Consider the following 17,870-nt stretch of genomic DNA (forward strand, 5'->3'; position numbering starts at 1 on the left):
GGACGGGAGGCGCGGGGCGGGGCCGCCACGCGCCTCCCGTCCGTCGCATCACGCGCCTCCCGTCCGTCGCATGGTGAGCAGAAATGGTCGGGTGCCGCTCGGGGACCCGACCATTTCTGCTCACGATGCGAGCGCGGCGCGCCTCGCCCGCATCACGGCTTCGTGATGAAGCCCTCCTTGACCATCCAGTCGAAGGCGACGTCGGCGGGCTCCCGACCCTCGACGTCGACCTGCCGGTTCAGCTCCTGCAGCACGGCGTCCGTGAGCTTCGGCGAGATCTGGTCGTAGACGTCCTCGAGCTGCGGGTACTCCTTCAGCGTCGCCGAGTCGAGCACGGGCGCGACGTTGTACGCCGGGAAGAAGCCCTTGTCGTCCTCGAGCACGGTGAGCCCGAGCGACTTGATGCGGCCGTCGGTGGTGAAGACCTCGCCGAAGTTGCACTTGCCACGATCGGTCGCGGTGTAGACCGTGCCGGTGTCGAGGATGCTGACGTTCTTCGTCGGGATGCCGTTGTCGCCCGAGCCGCCGAGCTCGAGCCCGTACTTCTTCAGCATCGGCTTGAAGCCGTCGGCACGGGAGTTGAACTCGGACTCGACGCAGAACGTGCGATCGCTGACGGGGAGCTTCGTGATGTCGGAGAGCGTCTTGATGTCGCCGAGCTCCGACACGGCCTCGTCGCGGACGGCGAAGGCGTACGTGTTGTTCATCGGCGCCGGCTCGAGCCAGGTGAGGCCGTTGCCGGCGTCCTCCTTCTTGACCGCTTCCCACTGCTCGGTCTTGTCCGGGATGCCCTCGCTGTGGCCCATGAAGGTCAGCCAGGCCGTGCCCGTGTACTCGTAGGTGAAGTCGGCGCCGTGCGAGGTCATCAGCTCGCGGACGGCGACGCTGCCCGGCACGTTCGTCTCGTCGGTGACGTCGAACCCGGCGGCCTTCGCGGCGAGCACGGCGATCTTGCCGAGCACCAGCTGCTCGGTGAAGTTCTTCGAGGTCACGGTGATGTGCGCGCCGTCCGGCAGGTCGTCGATGCGCTGGATCGAACCGGGGTCCGCGGCGGGGACGAAGGACGTCGCCGGCTGCAGGCCGCAGCCGGTCAGCACGAGGGCGGCCGCGCCCGCCACGGCGGTGGCGGTCGCGACCCGGCGACGGACGGTCGGACGGGAGGCGCGGCGTGCGCCCCGCAGATCGGCGCGCGGCACGTCGTGGGTCGCGTTCGGGGCGTCGTGGGTCATCGGAGTCCCTTCGGTCGTGCGACCGTCTCGACCACGCGGCCGATCCAGTCGATGGACAGGGCGAGGAGCGCCACCAGGAGCGCCCCGGAGACGAGGACCTTCGGCAGGAACAGGTTCACGCCCGTGGTGATGAGCAGCCCGAGGCCACCGGCGCCGACGAACGTCGCCAGGCTCGCGGTGCCGACGAGCAGCACCAGCGCGGTGCGGATGCCGGAGAGCATGACCGGCACGGCCAGCGGCAGCTCGACCTTCACGAGCACGCTGAACGCGCTCATGCCCATGCCCCGCCCGGCCTCGACCAACCGCGAGTCGACGCTCTGGATGCCGATCATGGTGTTCCGGAGCACCGGCAGGATCGCGTAGAGCACGAGAGCGACGACGGCCGACCACGAGTTCAGGCCGAGCCACGCGGCGAGCAGCACGATGAGCCCGACGGCCGGTGCCGCCTGCCCGAAGTTGGCGACGGCGAGCACGTACACGCTCGCCCGGCGGAGCGGCCCGCGGGTGAGCAGGACGCCGAGCGGGATGCCGATCACGAGCACGAGCACGGTCGACTCGAGGGTCAGCACGAGGTGCTGCCCGGTGAGCGCGAGGATGTCCGCCGGGTTGAGCGTGGTGCGCTCGGTCGGCGTGAGGTCCGCCGTCGCGAGCCAGACCGCGAACCCGGCGAGCACCACGAGGATGGCGATCGGCTGCACGAGCAGCCCCTTCCACCCGGTGCGGCTGCCCGTCCCCGCCCCGGCGGCGACCGCGCTCACAGGTCCTCCCCGCTGGTCGCCACCACGGGCGACGACGGCATGGTCTCGATCGGGTTCGTGTTCGTCCCGACCGGCGTGTAGGCCTGCTCCTGGGCGGCGGCGGCGCGCGACCGGGTGATCGCGTCCATGACCGTCTCGACGGTGATGACGCCCTGGAACGCCTCGCCGCGGCCGGTCACGAGTGCGGCGCCGGCGCTCGACACGAGCATGGTGTCGAGCGCGTCGTTCAGGGTGGCGGCCCCGCCCACGACGGGCAGGTCGGGCTCGATGCCCTCCGGGATCCGGTCGAGCCGCTCGAGCTGACGACGCGTCGGCCACCCGATCGGACGCTGTCGGCGGTCGACGACGACGGCGTGCCCGTGGCCACCGGCCTCCTGCATGCGCTGCAGCACGGCCTTCGCCTCCTCGCCCGGCGAGCAGGTCACCGCGGGGGCGAGCTCGACGTCGCGGACCCGGTTCAGCGTGAGCTGCTTGAGCCCGGCGCCGGACCCGATGAAGTTCTCGACGAACTCGTTCGCTGGCTCCGCGAGGATCCGCTCCGGGGTGTCGTACTGCACGATGTGGGCGCCCTCGGTGAAGATCACGATCCAGTCGCCGAGCTTCACGGCCTCGTCGAAGTCGTGGCTCACGATGACGATCGTCTTGTGCAGCTCCTCCTGGATGCGGAGGAGCTCGTCCTGCAGGCGCTGGCGGGTGATCGGGTCGACCGCGCCGAACGGCTCGTCCATGAGCAGGACGGGCGGGTCCGCGGCGAGCGCCCGGGCGACGCCGACGCGCTGCTGCTGGCCGCCGGAGAGCTCGCGGGGGAACCGGTCGCGGTAGGTGTCGGGGTCGAGCGAGACGAGGTCGAGGAGCTCGTCGACGCGGGCGGCGATCTTCTCCTTCGACCACCCGAGCATCTTCGGGACGATCGCGATGTTCGCCGCCACGGTCATGTGCGGGAAGAGCCCGCCGGCCTGGATCACGTAGCCCATGCGGCGACGGAGCTCGTCCGCGTCGATCCCCGTGACGTCGTCCTCACCGACGACGATGCGTCCCTCGGTCGGTTCGATCAGGCGGTTGATCATCTTGAGCGTGGTCGTCTTGCCGCAGCCGGACGGGCCGACGAGCATGACGATCTTGCCGGCCGGGATCTCGAGCGTGATGCCGTCGACCGCGGGCTTCGTCTGACCGGGGTACCGCTTCGTGACCTCGTCGAGCAGGATGCGGCGGCCGGTGACGTCGCCGGCGGGAGCGGTGGTGGTGGCGGAGTCAGTGCTGGACACGGATACCTCTCGAGATGGTCAGACGGCCGAGGCCGAGGAGGAGCAGGTCGAGGACGAGGGCGAGCAGGACGACCCCCACCACCCCGACCGTCACGGAGAAGAGGGCGTTCGCACCGCCGAGGCGGGACAACCCGGAGAAGATGAAGCCGCCGAGCCCGGGGCCGAGCGCGTAGGCGGCGATCGCGGCGATGCCCATCACCATCTGCGCGGACACCCGCACACCGCTGAGGATGATCGGCCACGCCATCGGCAGCTCGACCTGGAGCAGGGTCCGGAACCGGCTCATGCCGATGCCCCGCGCCGACTCGACGACCGTCGGCGGGATCTCGGCGAGGCCGACGACGGCGTTGCGCAGGATCGGCAGCGTCGCGAAGAAGACGACCGTCACCACGGACGGTACGACGCCGAAGCCGAGCGGCACGATGAGCAGGCCGATGACCGCGAAGGACGGGAGCGTCAGCCCGATCGCCGAGACCCCGTTCGCGACGGAGGTGAGCCGTTCGCTGCGGTAGACGAGTGTGGCGAGGACCACGGCGATGAGCGTCGCGAGCACCGTGCACTGGACGACCAGTGAGAAGTGCTGCCACGACGCGAACCAGATCTGGTCCCACCGCTCCCCGATGTACTGGAACACGCGCAGAACGCTCCCCTCCGGTCGGCCGAACTGCCCACGGGTCGGGGCACAAGTGGGTTCGAACCTACGCAGGGGGCAGGGTCACCGCACAACCGGGGACGGGCGCCGGAGCGACTCCCTGCGGATCCGCGAAGCCGGAAACACCCGGTCAGGACCGGTGCAGCGCCCTGACCCTGGGAGAACGGTAACGATCCCGAGCACTCGTCGGCTATGCGCCGAGGTCGCGGAGTCCCGACCGCTCGGCGACGTCGACGAGGTGCTCGCGCCAGAGGACCCACTCGTCCGGGGTCTTCTCGGCGAGGTTGCCGTCCCCGTCACCCGCGAGCCCGTCGAGCATCTCGCGCACGATGTCGGCGTGCCCCGCGTGCCGGGCCGTCTCCTACCCCATGTGCACGAGGATCCGGTGCAGGGTCACCCGCCGGCGGTCCTCCGGCCACCAGGGAACGACCCCGCGGGCGTCGAGGTCGAGCGCCTCGATCGTGGCGTCCGCGTGCGCGGCACTGCGGTGGTGGAACGCGACGACGTCGTCCAGGGTCTCGTCGAGCGTCGCGTACATGTCGTCGCCGTCCTCGGACTCGAGCCAGGCGGGCGGGTCCGGCAGCGGGCGCCCGAAGACCTCGCCGAAGTACATGGCCTGCACGCCCGCGACGTGCTTCACGAGACCGAGCACGTTCGTCCCGGTCGGCGTGACCGGCCACCGCGCCTGCCGTTCGGCGAGCCCGTCGAGCTTGGCGACCAGTGCCGCGCGGTGCTTCTGCAGGTACCGGTGCAGCGTCCGCTTGAGGACCTCGGCGTCGATGCCGGTCGTCGACCCCTCGTCCGACAGCATCGAGCCGCCGCTCGAGGCGATGGTCGGTGCTGCCGGTGCGGGGTGGACCTCGGGGACCGGGTCGGCGCTCGTCATGCCCTCGATCGTGCCACCGAACGCTCGCGCACGCGCTCCGACTCCTGCACGGCGACCCGTTCGGCGGTGAGCAGGAGCCCGGCGACCTCGCCGGAGTTCCGCGCCGGGGCGTCGTTCCAGCTGGTCAGGTCGCGGACCCGTCCCATCCGGACGTCCGGCGCCGGGCACCAGAGGACCGGCTGTCCCTCGTCGACGGCGAGGGCGTGCCACACCAGGTCGAGGGCGCGCTGGACCTGCTGCGAGTGCACGGCGTGCGGGCCACCGGCAGCGGAGACCACGGAGCCGACCAGGCACGCGGCGACGAGGGGGCGACCCTGCACGTCCATCGCCGCGGCGCTGGAGGCCTTCCGCATCCGACCGTGTTCGTCGACGTACGCGAACCACGCGTGCTGGATCCACCCCCGTTCGATGACGCCGCGCGCCCCGGAGAGCAGCCGGGCGAGGTCGTCCAGCTCGTGCAACCGGGCCTCGACGCGACGGTCGCGCGCAGCGGAACGGCGTGCGGAGAACCGGTCGAGGAGCCCGCGGAAGCCGGTGCGGGTCGGGGTGGACGGGACGGGAGAGGCGTCGGTGGCGACGTCGTGCTGGACGCGGAACTCGAGGGTCATGACGGCCCCTCCGATCTTCACGTGCACGGATTGGTGCGGTCACGATAGCCCCGCGCGGACTCAGTCGTCCAGCACTTCTCCGATCACCCGGCGTGCGACGGCGCGGAACGCGCGGTCGTCGGACAGGTGGAGTGCCGAACCGATCGAGACGGCCCAGGCACGCGCCCGTTCCCAGGTGTCGTCGTCGGCCGCGACGCGCGCGCGGAAGGTGCGCCGCGCCTCCCGGTCGAGCGTGAGCCACGCGGTGGCGAGGTCGACGGCCGGGTCGCCCGCCGTCACGTCGCCGAAGTCGACGACCGCCGACAGGCGGGTCCCGCCGTCCGGCGCGGTGTCGACGAGCACGTTGAAGGGGTGCAGGTCGCCGTGCACCCAGACGGGAGGCCCGGCGTACGCGGGCAGCGCCGCCGCGGTCCGCCAGACTGCCGCGAGTTCACGGGCCCGGGGCACGTCCGCCGTCGCGAGTCGCGTCAGGACGCTGTCGCTGCGCGTGGCGAGCGGCACCGCGCGGACGGGGTTCACGGGAGCGTCCGGCGGCGCGGGGACGTGCAGCAGCTCGACGAACGCGGCGAGCGCCTCGGCCACCTGCACGCCGCCGGCGCGTTCGCCCGCCGGGGTACCGGGCAGCCAGCGGACGACGCTCCACGACCACGGGTACCCGAGGGCCGGGCGTCCGGTGCGGACCGGATCGGGGACGGGCACGATCGCCGCCACCCGGTGCGCGATCTCCGGCAACCACCGCTGCTCGTGCTCGATGAGCGCCGCGGCGGCCGCCCGGCGGGGGAGCCGTACGGCGAGCAGCTCGCCGAGCCGGACCACGACGTTGTCCCAGCCGCTCGCCACGATCGCGAGCGGGAGGTCCGCGAGGTCCGGGTGCTGGTCGCGGAGCAGGGCGGCGACGAGCGGGACGTCGACGTCGACCTCGGCGGCGGGGGTGGCCATCGGGTCAGGGTAGCCGGGGGCGCGCACACCCGTGAACTGGGGAGAGCCGGGCGGGATGGGCGCTCGGTAGCCTCGAGGGACCAGCGACGTGGGTGTCCATGGGGGGACCCGCGTCGCGTGGCGGTCGGGTCAGGCGTCGTCGGGCAGCGGGGCGATGAGCGCGACGAGCCGGGGGATCTCGGGGCGCACCCGGTCGGAGACGATCGCCGCGAGCAGGACCGTCCAGAGCTCACGGAGCCGGACGTACAGGTCCGCACGGTCGGCGAGGACGTCCGAGACGGTCTGCACCCCCGTGTACGCGGGGATGACGACGCGGCCGACGAGTTCCGGGTCCCACGCGGGGTCGACCTCGCCGGCGTCGATGCCCTGTCGGACGAGGTCGGTCACCACGGCGATCCAGTCGGCGTACGGGTCCTGCCGGGCCACGTCCGCCGTCGCGGCCTCGGTGGACAGACGGATGCCGGCGCTCACGACGGTCTCGTGGATCATCTGCGACGCGAGGCCCTGGGACATCCACATGAGCACCTCGAGCGGGGTCGTCCCGCGGGCGGCCGCCGCCTCGCCGTACCGCCGGGAGACCTCGTGCTGCCGGGCGATCACCGCGCCGGCGAGGTCGGCCTTCGACGTGAAGTGGAAGTACAGCGCACCCTTGGTGAGGCCGGCCCGCTCGGCGACGGCGTCCATCGAGGTGCCGAGGTACCCGCGCTCGTCGAACTCGCCCGCCGCCGCGTCGAGGATCGCGGCACGGGTGGCGACCGCCCGCTGCTGCCGCGTGCCACCGTCCTGCGCCATGATCCTGCAAGCGTACCGATGCGGCCGTCCCAGGCGGTGTCCGGGTGATGTCCGGGAACCTCCCCGGTCGGCTGTCGTACGGTTCCCGGCATGGACGGATGGCGGAACCCGGTGCGCTGGGCACGGACGGGTCGGTGGCTGCTGCTGCCGATCGCCGTGCTCGACTGGGTCGCGCTGGCGCCGCAGACCGTCGTCGTGCTGGCGTTCGCGATCGCCGTGGTCGGGCTGGCCGGCATCGCCGCGGCGCTCGTCGCCCGGATGCTCCGAGGGTCGCGGGGCGCGATGGCGGCGCTCGGGGTGGTGCTCCTGCTCGGCGGGCTCGTCGTGTTCGGCCTCGATCCGTTCCCGGGGTCGTTCCCGCTCATCGACGGGTGGTGGCCGGAGTCGATCACGCAGCCGCAGGTCGTGGGGAGCGCCTACTGGCAGCTCGCCGGCCTCGGGATCGAGCTCGCCGGGTTCGGCATGCTCGCGACGCTGCTGGTCGTGTCCCTGACCGCGAAGCCCGCGCAGCGCTGACGACCGCGGGCGCTGTCGGTCCGTCGCGGGCGCGGGCGGTCGGTCGCGCTCAGTCGCGCCTGAGGACGAGGAGCGTGCCGGCCGTGGCGACACCCCGGACCCGGTCGACCAGGCTCGCGGTGTCGTCGGCGCCTCGCACCCATCCGATCAGCGTGTCGAGGTCCCCGACCGCGGCCAGCAGTCCGTCGGTGCACAGCACGACACGGTCTCCCGACACGAGGTCGAGCGCACCGGGGGTCCGCGGCGTCCCGTCCGGTTGCAGGCCGATCGGCAGGTCGTGCGACCGGAGCACCGCGGCACCGCCGTCCGCGCGCACCACGGCCGCGAGGCCGTGCCCGGCGTCCCCGTACACGACGTGACCCGACGCGGGGTCGAGCCGCAGGTGGAAGAGCGACCCGACGGTGTCCGCAGCCGACAGGTCGGCGGCGACCTGCGCCTCCAGGCCGACGATCGCGGTCTCCATGTCGACGTCGGTCCGCGCGATCACGGCTGCCCGGACCGCTGCTGCCAGCAGTGCCGAGGCGCGACCGGCCGCCGGGACGGCTCCGACGGTGCAGTGCAGACGGCCGTCGGCGGCGACCCGCCAGTCCGCGACGTCACCGGAGTCCTCGCGGGGGAGCGTCAGCACCTCCAGCGAGTACCCCGGGACCTCGACGGGTCCGGGGACCAGGCCCTCCACGACCCGCCGGACCCGGTCGCGCTCGATCGTGTGCCCGAGCTCCCGCTCCGCCCAGCGCGCGAGGTCGCGGAGCAGGTCGATGTCCTCGGCCGTCAGCGTGCGCGGCGTCGCGTCCATGATGCAGAGCGTGCCGACGCGCGTGCCGTCGAGCATCGACAGCGGCGCGCCCGCGTAGAACCGGATGCCCTGCTCGGTGACCGCGGCGAGGTGGGCGAACCGCGGGTCGAGCGTCGCGTCGGGCACCACCATCGGCTCGTCGGTCAGGACCGTCGTCGAGCAGAACACCTGCTCCGCCGGAGCGCTGCCGCCCTGACGCCAGCCCTGCGTGGACTGCGCCGTGACGAGCCCGTCGTGCACGAGGTTGAGGAAGGACAGCGGGACCCCGAAGGCCTCCTGCGTCATGCGGGTGATGCGGTCGAAGCGCTCCTCGGGGCCGCTGCCGAGGACGCCGAGCGCCTCGACCACGGCCGACCGGTGCGCTGCGGCGTCGAGGTGGGTCACCCGTCCTGTCTACCCGCACCCTCGCCCAGGAACCAGTCCCGCGGGTGGGGGTCGGCGGTCAGTTCGCGTCGCTCGGACACCGGCGCCGCCCACGCGGCCGCGTTCGACAGCACCCGCTGGATGTCCGGGTGGTGGTACACCGGGTACTCCTGGTCACCGGGGGAGAAGTAGAAGACCCTCCCGAGGCCCCGGCGGTACGCGACGCCCGAGCGGAAGACCTCGCCGCCGGCGAACGTCGACAGGAAGACCTCCTCGTCGGGGCGCGGGATGTCGAAGTACTCGCCGTACATCTCCTGGCGGTCGATGACGATCGGGTGCGGGACGCCCGCGGCGATCGGGTGCTCGGGCGCCACGGTCCAGACGAGCTCGCGCTCCCCGTCGTTGCGCCACTTCAGGGAGCAGGTCGTGCCCATCAGGCGCTTGAACGGCTTCGAGTAGTGCCCGGAGTGCAGCACCACGAGGCCCATGCCCGCGTGCACGGCATCGACCACGAGGTCGACGACGGCGTCGCTGACCTCGTCGTGGGCGGCGTGGCCCCACCAGAACAGGACGTCGGTGGTGGCCAGGCGCTCGGCGGTGATGCCGTGGTCGGGCTCCTGCAGGGTGGCCGTGCTCACGGTCGCGTCGGGGTGGTGCTCGCGGAGCGCGGCGGCGATCACGGTGTGCATGCCGTCGGGGTAGTGCCCGACGACGGTCTCGTCACCCCGGCTCTCGTGCACGTTCTCGTTCCAGACGACGATGTTCAGGGGACGGGATTCGGTCGGCGTCGACATGGCTCCCACGCTAGTCCGCCTGGTCGTCGAATCGATACGACCACCGGAGTGTCGGGGCTTTCCCGGGAGGCGTCCGCGACGATGTCCGCATGACTCCCCGCTCCCTGTTCCGCGCCGCCGCGGTCGCCGAACTCGTGACCTGGACCATGCTCATCGCCGGGATGGTGCTCAAGTACGGCCTCGGTGCCGGCGACTGGGGCGTCCGGATCGGGGGCGGGGTGCACGGGTTCGTGTTCCTGGCGTACCTCGTCGTGACGACCGTCGTCGCGGTGAACCAGCGGTGGTCTGCCGGAGCGCTCGTGCTCGGGTGGGCGAGTGCCGTCGTGCCGTACGCGACGGTGCCGTTCGAGGTCGCCGTGGCCCGGCGCGGGATGCTCGAGGGCCCGTGGCGCCGCGGTGCCGAGGGGCGCGTCGGCTTCTGGGACCGCCTGCTGTTCTTCGTGGTGCGGCACCCCGCGGTGTCGATCCTCATCGGCGTCGTGGCCGTCGCCCTGGTGTTCGTGGCGCTGCTGGCCGCCGGCCCGCCCGTCCCGTCCCGGAGCTGACGCGCTGCCTTCGTGAGCAGGAACGGTCGGGTTCGTGATGCGGACCCGACCGTTCCTGCTCACGAAGCGCGGCCCGGGTCGCGACCACACGACGGACGGGAGGCGCGGTGCCAGCCGGCACCGCGCCTCCTGTTCGTGCGTCCCGCGTCTACAGCGCGGCGAGGATCCCGTTCAACGTGGCGGACGGGCGCATCACGGCGCTCGTCTTGGCGTCGTCCGGACGGTAGTACCCGCCGATGTCCGCCGGGTGCCCCTGCACGCTGTTCAGCTCCTCGACGATCGTCGACTCCTGCTCGTCGAGCGTCGCCGCGATCTCGGCGAACGCCGAGGCGAGCTGGGCGTCGGTCGTCTGCGCCGCGAGCTCCTGGGCCCAGTACTTCGCCAGGTAGAAGTGGCTGCCGCGGTTGTCGATCGACCCGAGCTTGCGCCCAGGCGACTTGTCCTCGTCGAGGAACGTGCCGGTCGCACGGTCGAGCGTCTCGCCGAGGATCTTCGCCCGCTCGTTGCCCGTCACACCGGCGAGGTGCTCGAGGCTGACCGCGAGGGCGAGGAACTCGCCGAGGCTGTCCCAGCGCAGGTAGTTCTGCTCGACGAGCTGCTGCACGTGCTTCGGCGCCGAACCACCGGCACCGGTCTCGAACAGGCCGCCGCCGCCGAGGAGCGGGACGACGGAGAGCATCTTCGCCGAGGTGCCGAGCTCCATGATCGGGAACAGGTCGGTGAGGTAGTCGCGGAGGACGTTGCCCGTGACGGAGATGGTGTCCTCGCCGCGGCGGATGCGCTCGAGCGAGAAGCGCATCGCGTCCTCGGGGGAGAGGATCTCGATCTGCAGCCCGTCGGTGTCCTGCTCGGCGAGGTAGGTCCGCACCAGGCCGATGAGGTTCGCGTCGTGCGCACGGGTCTCGTCGAGCCAGAACACCGCGGGGGAGCCGGTCGCACGGGCACGCGTCACGGCGAGCTTCACCCAGTCGCGGATCGCGACGTCCTTGGTCTGGCAGGCGCGCCAGATGTCACCGGCCTCGACCTCGTGCTCGATGACCGTCTCGCCGCCGCTCGTGACCACGCGGACGCGGCCGGCTGCCGGGACCTCGAACGTCTTGTCGTGCGAGCCGTACTCCTCGGCCTTCTGCGCCATCAGGCCGACGTTCGGCACCGAGCCCATGGTGGCCGGGTCGAACGCACCGTTGGCGCGGCAGTCCTCGATCGTGGCCTGGTAGATGCCGGCGTAGCTCGAGTCCGGGATGACCGCGAGGGTGTCGTGCTCCTCGCCGTCCGGACCCCACATGTGGCCGGAGGTGCGGATCATCGCGGGCATCGAGGCGTCCACGATGACGTCGCTCGGGACGTGCAGGTTCGTGATGCCCTTGTCGGAGTCGACCATCGCGAGCTCGGGGCCCGTGTCGATGCCGTCCGCGAACGCCTGCTTGATCTCCGCACCGTTCGGCACGGCGTCGAGCCCGGCGAGGATCGAGCCGAGGCCGTCGTTCGGGTTGAGCCCGGCGGCGGCGAGGTCGGCACCGAAGCGCTCGAAGACGCTCGGGAAGAACGCCCGGATGACGTGGCCGAAGATGATCGGGTCGGAGACCTTCATCATCGTGGCCTTGAGGTGCACCGAGAACAGGACGCCCTGCTCGTGCGCCGCGCGGATCTGGTCCTGCAGGAAGGCCTCGAGCGCGCGGACGTGCAGCACGGTGCCGTCGACGACCTCGCCCGCGAGGACGGGGATCGACTGCTTGAGGACCGTGGTCGCACCGTCGGCACCGACGAACTCGATCGTCAGGACGTCGTCGGCGGGGGCGATCCAGGACTGCTCGTTCGAGCGGAAGTCGTCCGTGCCCATCGTCACGACGTTCGTCTTCGAGTCGTGGCTCCAGGCGCCCATGCGGTGCGGGTGCTTGCGGGCGTAGTTCTTGACGGAGAGCGGTGCGCGGCGGTCGGAGTTGCCCTCGCGCAGGACCGGGTTCACAGCGCTGCCCTTGGTGCGGTCGTAGCGGGCGCGGGCGTCGCGCTCGTCGTCGGTCGTCGGCTCGTCGGGGTAGTCCGGCAGGTCGTAGCCCTGCGCCTGGAGCTCCTTGATCGCGGCCTTGAGCTGCGGGATCGACGCCGAGATGTTCGGCAGCTTGATGATGTTCGCCTCGGGGGTCTTCGCGAGGTCCCCGAGCTCGGCGAGGGCGTCGTCCAGGCGCTGCTCGGCGGTGAGCCGCTCCGGGAACTGGGCGATGATCCGGCCCGAGAGCGAGATGTCGCGGGTCTCGACGTCGACACCTGCGGTGCCGGCGAAGGCCTGGATGACCGGGAGGAAGGAGTGGGTGGCGAGGAACGGCGCCTCGTCCGTGAGGGTGTAGATGATCTTGGCCATGCTGGCGGGTACTCCCTTGTTCGACCGTCGGTACGTCCACGCTACTCGCGCAACGGGATGTCTCGACATCAAGATACATGGTGCCGCCTGCGTGGAGCAGATGCTCGGATGGCTTCCTGGAGGCGCACTGTCGACTCATAGGAACGTCGAGTGGAGTGGCCTTCCGCACCACACGACCGCAGGAGGCGCGCATGTCGACGACACGGCAGACACCGGAGGACTTCGGGTGGTCCGCGGAGGACCTCCGTTCGGCGTACGCCGTGGACGGCAGCGGGCCGTACCGGTACGCGCCGGACGGGTCCGGGCCGTTCTCGTACGACGAGGACGGCTCCGGGCCGTGGCTGGTCGGTCCGACGCCGCGTCGTGGGCTCGCCCGCTTCGCGCCGCGGGACTGTGGGTCGGGCTCGCGGCTGCGGCGGATCGGGACCGCCGTGACCGCGGGCACGCTCGCGCTCGTCCTGGCCGCCGGCAGTGTCGCGGTCGTCGCCCACGTCGTTCCTCCACACCACGTCGTCAACGCCTCGGCTGTCCACAGCGCGGAGCCGGACCGGGACTGATCGCCCGGAACGGTGCCACGCTGGGGGAGTGAACGAACTCCTCGTCATCGGTGTGGTCGCCCTGGTCGCCATCGCGGGTGCTGCCGTGCTCGGCCCGCGCATCGGGGTCGCCGCGCCGCTCGTCCTCGTCGCGGTGGGGGTCGCCGCGAGCCTCGTGCCGTGGATCCCGCACGCCCGGGTCGAACCGGAGTGGATCCTCGCGGGGGTGCTGCCGCCGTTGCTGTACTCGGCGGCGGTGTCGATGCCGTCGATGAACTTCCGGCGGGAGTTCGGCGCGATCAGCGGCCTGTCGGTCCTGCTCGTCGTCGCGTCGAGCCTGGTGCTCGGGCTCTTCTTCGCGTGGGTCGTCCCGGGGCTGGGCTTCTGGTGGGGCATCGCGCTCGGAGCGATCGTCAGCCCCACCGACGCCGTCGCGACCTCGATCGTCAAGCAGACCTCGGTGTCACGGCGGGCGATCTCGATCCTCGACGGCGAGTCGCTGCTCAACGACGCGACCGCGCTCGTGCTGCTCCGCACTGCGATCTTCGCCGCGGGCGCGTCGTTCTCGTTCTGGGGCGCGCTCGGCGACTTCGCCCGGGCGGTCGCGATCGCCGTCGTCATCGGCTGGTTCGTCGGCTGGCTCAACGTCTGGGTGCGGTCCCGGGTGCCGAACGCCGCGGTGAACACGGCACTGTCCTTCGCGGTGCCGTTCGTCGCCGCGATCCCGACCGAGCACTTCGAGGGGTCCGGCCTGGTCGCGGCCGTCGTCGCGGGGCTGTTCACGGGCATCGTCGGCCCGCGCAGGCTCCCCCCGGGGCACCGGCTGTCGGACGCCCAGAACTGGCAGACGATCGAGCTCGTGCTCGAGGGTGCCGTGTTCCTGACGATGGGGCTGCAGCTCGCGTCGATCCTCGGCGACGTGCAGGACCAGCACGCCGGGATCGGGCCGGCGCTCCTCATCGCCGTCGGCGCCCTCGTGCTCACCGTCCTCGTCCGGGCCGCCTACGTCGTGCCGCTGCTGCTCGCCCTGTCCGCCAGCGCCAAGCGGGGCGAACGGATGCAGACGCGCTTCGCGGAGATGCACGCGCAGGACCGCGACGCCATGAGCGAGGTGATCCGCGAACACCGACCGGGCAACCGGGCGCCGTCCGAACGGGAACTCGACCGGTTCGCGGTGCGGGTCCGTCGCACCCTGGCGGACATCGCGTACTACACGAAGGCGCCGCTCGGCTGGCGGGAGGGCACCGCGGTGGTCTGGGCGGGGATGCGCGGCGCGGTGACCGTCGCGGCGGCCCAGACGCTCCCCGACGGCACGCCCCAGCGGTCGCTGCTCGTCTTCGTCGCGTTCGCCGTGGCCCTGCTGTCGCTCGTGGTCCAGGGCGGGACGATCGGGCCGCTCCTGCGTCGCATCGCCGCACCGACGACGGACACCGCCGCGCAGGACACCGAGGAACGCAAGCGGCTCCTCGAGCTCATGCGGGCAGCGGCGGAGCAGGTCCCCGGGACGAGCGAGGCCGGACCCCGCGCGCGGGAAGAGCTCGAGGCCGCCGACCCCGCCGAACTCCGGGCGTGGATGGGGCGCGAGAAGGCCCGGCGCCTGGCGGTGCTCGAAGCGCAGCGCGCCGCGATCCTCGACGCCCGCGACGACGGCAGTTTCGACGCCGAGGTGCTCGAGTCGATGCTGCAGAACCTCGACGCCGAGCAGATCGCCCTCGAGCTCAGGGGCGCTCCCGCACGGTGACGGTCACTCGCCGATGCGCACCCGGAAGACCCGGACGCCGGCGGTCTTTAGGGCCGCGAGCCCCACGCGCATCCGGAAGTTCCGGAACGGCCGCTCGAACCCGGACGGTGCCGACGCCGCGCCGATCTGGTGGAGCACCTCGGACGTCAGCGTCCGCTCGACCTTCGGCGCGAGCCGGGTCAGCCCCGAGACCGTCACGACGATCCGGACCGCGTGCGGCGCGAGCAGCGGGTCGATCAGCTCCGCGGCCTCGTGCGCACGGTGGAACGCCGGGTCGTCACCGGGCCGACGGATCGCGATGACCGCGAGTTCGGCGTCCCAGGTCTCCTCGGGATCGGGCAGGTCGTCCACCCCGACCACGCGCATCCGGGCAGCGTCGACCCCGGCCCGGACGGCAGCGGTCCGGAGCACCGGCAGGAGCTCCTGCGTCCCGGCGAGCACGACGTGCGCCGACGCCAGGTCGACCGGTTCGTGCCGCTCGCGCGGTGTTCGGGCCATGTGGAGGGTCCTTTCCGCTCGCTCACTGCGGACACTACTGATCGGGCGGCATCCGGGGCCGGGGCGGGCTGTGGGATCAGCAGCCTCCCAGCACTTCGGTAACGATGACATCACGAAAGGACCTGTACAAAGCGACAGAGTCGTGCAGAATGGTGGGCGGCCATGACGACTGCACGCGAACTCGACCAGCACCCGGACACCCCGGTGGTGCACCTGTCCCGTCGCGCCGCCCTCGAGGCCGAGCGCGCCGCAGCCCGCAAGCCGGCCCGCCGTGAGCGGACGCCGAAGCCCGAGCGCGCACCGAAGGCCGAGCGCACGCCCGCGCCGCCTCGCGCGCCGAAGCCCGAGCGCACCGGTCGCCGAGCGGCCGCCGCGCTTGCGACGACCGAGCACGTCGACGCCCGCATCCAGCGCGTCGTCCGTCGCCCCGCACCCAGCGTGCCCGCCGTCGCCCGGGCGACCCGCGCCTCCAGGTCCCGCCGCGCCAGCCGCGTGACGCTCACGAGCGCCCTCGCCGCCCTCGCGATGTTCGCCGCGTCCGCGATGCCCGCGCACGCCAGTGCCGGCACCTCGATGGCGACCGCGACCCTCGCACCCTCTGTCCGCACGCAGGACTACGCCGTGACGCAGGCGATCTCCGCCTCCGCCCTCGACCGCGACGGCTTCACGGTCGGCGGCGGTTCGGCCGGGGCCCCGGGCACGTCGGTGTCCTACGGCGGCGAGGTCCGGTCGCCGTTCCCCGGGCCGGTACGGATGAGCTCGGGCTTCGGCTACCGCTCGGCTCCGTGCGGCGCCTGCTCGTCGCTCCACCAGGGCCTCGACTTCAACCCGGGCATGGGCGCGCCGATCGGTGCCGTGGCCGCGGGGACCGTCCGGGTCTCCGGCACGTACTTCTCGTACGGCACCGCGGTGATCATCGACCACGTGATCGACGGGCGCGAGGTCTCGACGCTCTACGGCCACATGATCCCCGGCTCCTCGCCACTGAAGGTCGGCGACACCGTCGAGGCCGGACAGTTCATCGGCAAGGTCGGCTCCTCCGGGGTCTCGACCGGGGCGCACCTCCACCTCGAGGTCCTGATGGACGGCGAGACCCCGATCGACCCGGAAGCCTGGCTCGAAGCGCGCATCGGGCGTTCCCTCACCGCCTGATCAGGTTCCCTGTGCATGCTCACAGGCATGGACGACTGTCACAGACCGCCCGCCCGTCGCCGATCTGAGCCGGCAGCCCGCTGATGGGACCCGACACCTGGATCGCCTTCGGGCTCGTGGTCCTCTTCGTGCTCGTCGGTGGCGTGTTCGCCGCAGCCGAGATCGCCCTCGTCTCCCTCCGTGAGTCGCAGCTGCAGCAGCTCGAGCGCCGCGGGTCCCGGGGGATGCGGGTCGCCGAGCTCGGCCGCGACCCGAACCGCTTCCTCTCCGCCGTGCAGATCGGCGTGACCGTCGCCGGGTTCTTCTCGGCCGCGTACGGCGCATCGTCGATCGCTCCGGACGTCGCCCCGCTGTTCACGGGCCTCGGGCTCGAGCAGGGTGCTGCCGAGACGGTGGCACTGGTGCTGATGACCCTCGTGATCGCCTACCTGTCGCTGGTCTTCGGCGAGCTCGTGCCGAAGCGGCTCGCCCTGCAGCGCGCCGAGGGCTTCTCGATGGCCGTGGCCCCGACGCTCGACCGGTTCGCCACGCTCATGCGCCCGGTGATCTGGCTGCTCTCGAAGTCGACCGACACCGTCGTGCGGCTGCTCGGCGGGGACCCGAACGCCCGGAGCGAGTCGATGAGCACCGAGGAACTCCGCGGTCTCGTCGAGGACCACGACGCCATCGACGCCCAGGGACGCCGGATCGCCCGGAGCGCCCTCGACGCGGGCGACCGGATCCTCCGCGAGTCGATGCGGCCCTGGTACGACGTGTCGACGATCGACGCGGGCACCTCGATCGCCGCGGCCACCGACCACGCCATCGACCTCGGGCACACCCGGTACCTCGTCACCGACGGCACGCGGGACCACGTCGACGGGTTCGTCCACCTGCGGGACCTGCTGCGCCCGGAGGACCCCACCGCACCGGTGTCGACCCTCGTGCGTCCGGTGCTCGCGCTGCCCGAGACGAAGTCGCTGTCGAGTGCGATCGCGGACATGCGCACCGAGGGACACCAGATCGCCCTGGTCGTCGACGAGTACGGCGGCAGCGCGGGCATGGTGACGCTCGAGGCGCTGCTCGAGGACCTCGTCGGACGCATCCGCGACGAGTACGACGAGCCCGCGGCCGAGCACGACGGCGTCGACGGGGCGACCGTGCTCGAGGACCTCGTGGCCGACGGCGGCCCGGCCCTCCCCGACGGCGACTACGAGACGGTGGGCGGCCTGGTGCAGGTGGCGCTGGACCGCGTGCCCGAGGTCGGGGACGTCGTCGAGGTCGGCGGCCACCGGCTCGAGGTGACCGCCATGGACGGTCACCGCGTGGCGCGCGTGCGCATCACGGCCGACGTCACCGCCTGACGCGGGCGCGCCCCGCTCGGCGGCAACGCGGAGCGTTGCGCGGGGCGCGCCGACCGAGCCTGCGAGGGAGGACGGTGCGGACCCGCCCCGCGCCTCCC

At 72.3% G+C, this 17,870-nt stretch carries 19 protein-coding genes; 6 read left to right on the top strand and 13 right to left on the bottom strand.

From position 1 onward, the window contains the following. Window positions 1-152: 152 nt before the first annotated feature. From ACIPKM_RS06660 to ACIPKM_RS06700, 9 genes are all read right to left on the bottom strand, one after another. Entirely contained in the window at window positions 153-1,229 is a 1,077-nt protein-coding gene (locus ACIPKM_RS06660; protein WP_402736410.1) for a glycine betaine ABC transporter substrate-binding protein, read from the bottom strand. After that, window positions 1,226-1,987: an ABC transporter permease gene (locus tag ACIPKM_RS06665; RefSeq protein WP_092385450.1), complete on the bottom strand. Its 762-nt coding sequence runs from the start codon at window positions 1,985-1,987 to the stop codon at window positions 1,226-1,228. Before ACIPKM_RS06665 ends, ACIPKM_RS06660 begins: the two co-directional genes overlap by 4 nt. Beyond that, complete coding sequence (locus tag ACIPKM_RS06670) at window positions 1,984-3,252, bottom strand: ABC transporter ATP-binding protein (protein ID WP_070417569.1); 1,269 nt, start codon at window positions 3,250-3,252, stop codon at window positions 1,984-1,986. Before ACIPKM_RS06670 ends, ACIPKM_RS06665 begins: the two co-directional genes overlap by 4 nt. Beyond that, complete coding sequence (locus tag ACIPKM_RS06675; RefSeq protein ID WP_070417568.1) at window positions 3,239-3,886, bottom strand: ABC transporter permease; 648 nt, start codon at window positions 3,884-3,886, stop codon at window positions 3,239-3,241. The genes ACIPKM_RS06670 and ACIPKM_RS06675 overlap by 14 nt, the downstream gene beginning before the upstream one ends. 208 nt (window positions 3,887-4,094) lie before the next feature. After that, entirely contained in the window at window positions 4,095-4,232 is a 138-nt protein-coding gene (locus ACIPKM_RS06680; RefSeq protein ID WP_402736411.1) for a hypothetical protein, read from the bottom strand. A gap of 33 nt (window positions 4,233-4,265) precedes the next feature. Next, window positions 4,266-4,790, bottom strand: a complete 525-nt coding sequence (locus ACIPKM_RS06685; protein WP_402736412.1) for a DinB family protein — start codon at window positions 4,788-4,790, stop codon at window positions 4,266-4,268. Then, on the bottom strand, window positions 4,787-5,398 hold the full coding sequence (locus tag ACIPKM_RS06690; RefSeq protein WP_402736413.1) for a hypothetical protein: 612 nt from the start codon (window positions 5,396-5,398) through the stop codon (window positions 4,787-4,789). Before ACIPKM_RS06690 ends, ACIPKM_RS06685 begins: the two co-directional genes overlap by 4 nt. A gap of 60 nt (window positions 5,399-5,458) precedes the next feature. Continuing rightward, a complete protein-coding gene (locus tag ACIPKM_RS06695) occupies window positions 5,459-6,337 on the bottom strand; it encodes an aminoglycoside phosphotransferase family protein (RefSeq protein ID WP_402736414.1) in 879 nt (292 codons plus the stop codon). Between the two features lie 129 nt (window positions 6,338-6,466). Continuing rightward, the gene (locus ACIPKM_RS06700; RefSeq protein ID WP_261646854.1) at window positions 6,467-7,129 is read right to left on the bottom strand and encodes a ScbR family autoregulator-binding transcription factor; all 663 of its coding nucleotides are present in this window, start codon (window positions 7,127-7,129) and stop codon (window positions 6,467-6,469) included. A gap of 90 nt (window positions 7,130-7,219) precedes the next feature. Between ACIPKM_RS06700 and ACIPKM_RS06705 the strand changes: the two genes are divergently transcribed. Continuing rightward, a complete protein-coding gene (locus ACIPKM_RS06705; RefSeq protein WP_071302406.1) occupies window positions 7,220-7,645 on the top strand; it encodes a hypothetical protein in 426 nt (141 codons plus the stop codon). 49 nt (window positions 7,646-7,694) lie between these two features. Here ACIPKM_RS06705 and ACIPKM_RS06710 read toward each other — a convergent pair whose 3' ends face one another. Further along, window positions 7,695-8,825, bottom strand: coding sequence for a GAF domain-containing protein (locus ACIPKM_RS06710; protein ID WP_402736415.1), 1,131 nt, complete (start codon window positions 8,823-8,825; stop codon window positions 7,695-7,697). Next, window positions 8,822-9,598, bottom strand: a complete 777-nt coding sequence (locus tag ACIPKM_RS06715) for a ThuA domain-containing protein (protein ID WP_254791796.1) — start codon at window positions 9,596-9,598, stop codon at window positions 8,822-8,824. Before ACIPKM_RS06715 ends, ACIPKM_RS06710 begins: the two co-directional genes overlap by 4 nt. An 89-nt stretch (window positions 9,599-9,687) precedes the next feature. Here ACIPKM_RS06715 and ACIPKM_RS06720 point away from each other — a divergent pair, with 89 nt between their 5' ends. Beyond that, window positions 9,688-10,143 carry a DUF3817 domain-containing protein gene (locus ACIPKM_RS06720; protein WP_402736416.1) on the top strand — a complete coding sequence of 152 codons (456 nt, stop codon included), beginning with the start codon at window positions 9,688-9,690 and terminating at the stop codon, window positions 10,141-10,143. Between the two features lie 148 nt (window positions 10,144-10,291). Here the strand turns inward: ACIPKM_RS06720 and ACIPKM_RS06725 are convergent, their stop codons facing one another. Then, window positions 10,292-12,502, bottom strand: a complete 2,211-nt coding sequence (locus ACIPKM_RS06725) for an NADP-dependent isocitrate dehydrogenase (RefSeq protein WP_402736417.1) — start codon at window positions 12,500-12,502, stop codon at window positions 10,292-10,294. Between the two features lie 191 nt (window positions 12,503-12,693). Here ACIPKM_RS06725 and ACIPKM_RS06730 point away from each other — a divergent pair, with 191 nt between their 5' ends. Further along, window positions 12,694-13,059: a hypothetical protein gene (locus ACIPKM_RS06730; RefSeq protein WP_402736418.1), complete on the top strand. Its 366-nt coding sequence runs from the start codon at window positions 12,694-12,696 to the stop codon at window positions 13,057-13,059. A gap of 28 nt (window positions 13,060-13,087) precedes the next feature. After that, on the top strand, window positions 13,088-14,779 hold the full coding sequence (locus ACIPKM_RS06735) for a sodium:proton antiporter (RefSeq protein WP_071302401.1): 1,692 nt from the start codon (window positions 13,088-13,090) through the stop codon (window positions 14,777-14,779). 3 nt (window positions 14,780-14,782) lie between these two features. Here the strand turns inward: ACIPKM_RS06735 and ACIPKM_RS06740 are convergent, their stop codons facing one another. Continuing rightward, window positions 14,783-15,277 (bottom strand): hypothetical protein, encoded by a 495-nt coding sequence (locus ACIPKM_RS06740; RefSeq protein ID WP_071302400.1) that lies wholly within the window; start codon window positions 15,275-15,277, stop codon window positions 14,783-14,785. A gap of 162 nt (window positions 15,278-15,439) precedes the next feature. Here ACIPKM_RS06740 and ACIPKM_RS06745 point away from each other — a divergent pair, with 162 nt between their 5' ends. Together ACIPKM_RS06745 and ACIPKM_RS06750 are read left to right on the top strand one after the other, a co-directional pair. Continuing rightward, on the top strand, window positions 15,440-16,429 hold the full coding sequence (locus ACIPKM_RS06745; protein ID WP_402736419.1) for a M23 family metallopeptidase: 990 nt from the start codon (window positions 15,440-15,442) through the stop codon (window positions 16,427-16,429). 83 nt (window positions 16,430-16,512) lie between these two features. Then, complete coding sequence (locus ACIPKM_RS06750) at window positions 16,513-17,772, top strand: hemolysin family protein (protein WP_261645911.1); 1,260 nt, start codon at window positions 16,513-16,515, stop codon at window positions 17,770-17,772. Window positions 17,773-17,870 lie beyond the last annotated feature (98 nt).

This window comes from Curtobacterium sp. NPDC086286, from assembly GCF_044746255.1.
Classification (GTDB): Bacteria; Actinomycetota; Actinomycetes; order Actinomycetales; family Microbacteriaceae; genus Curtobacterium.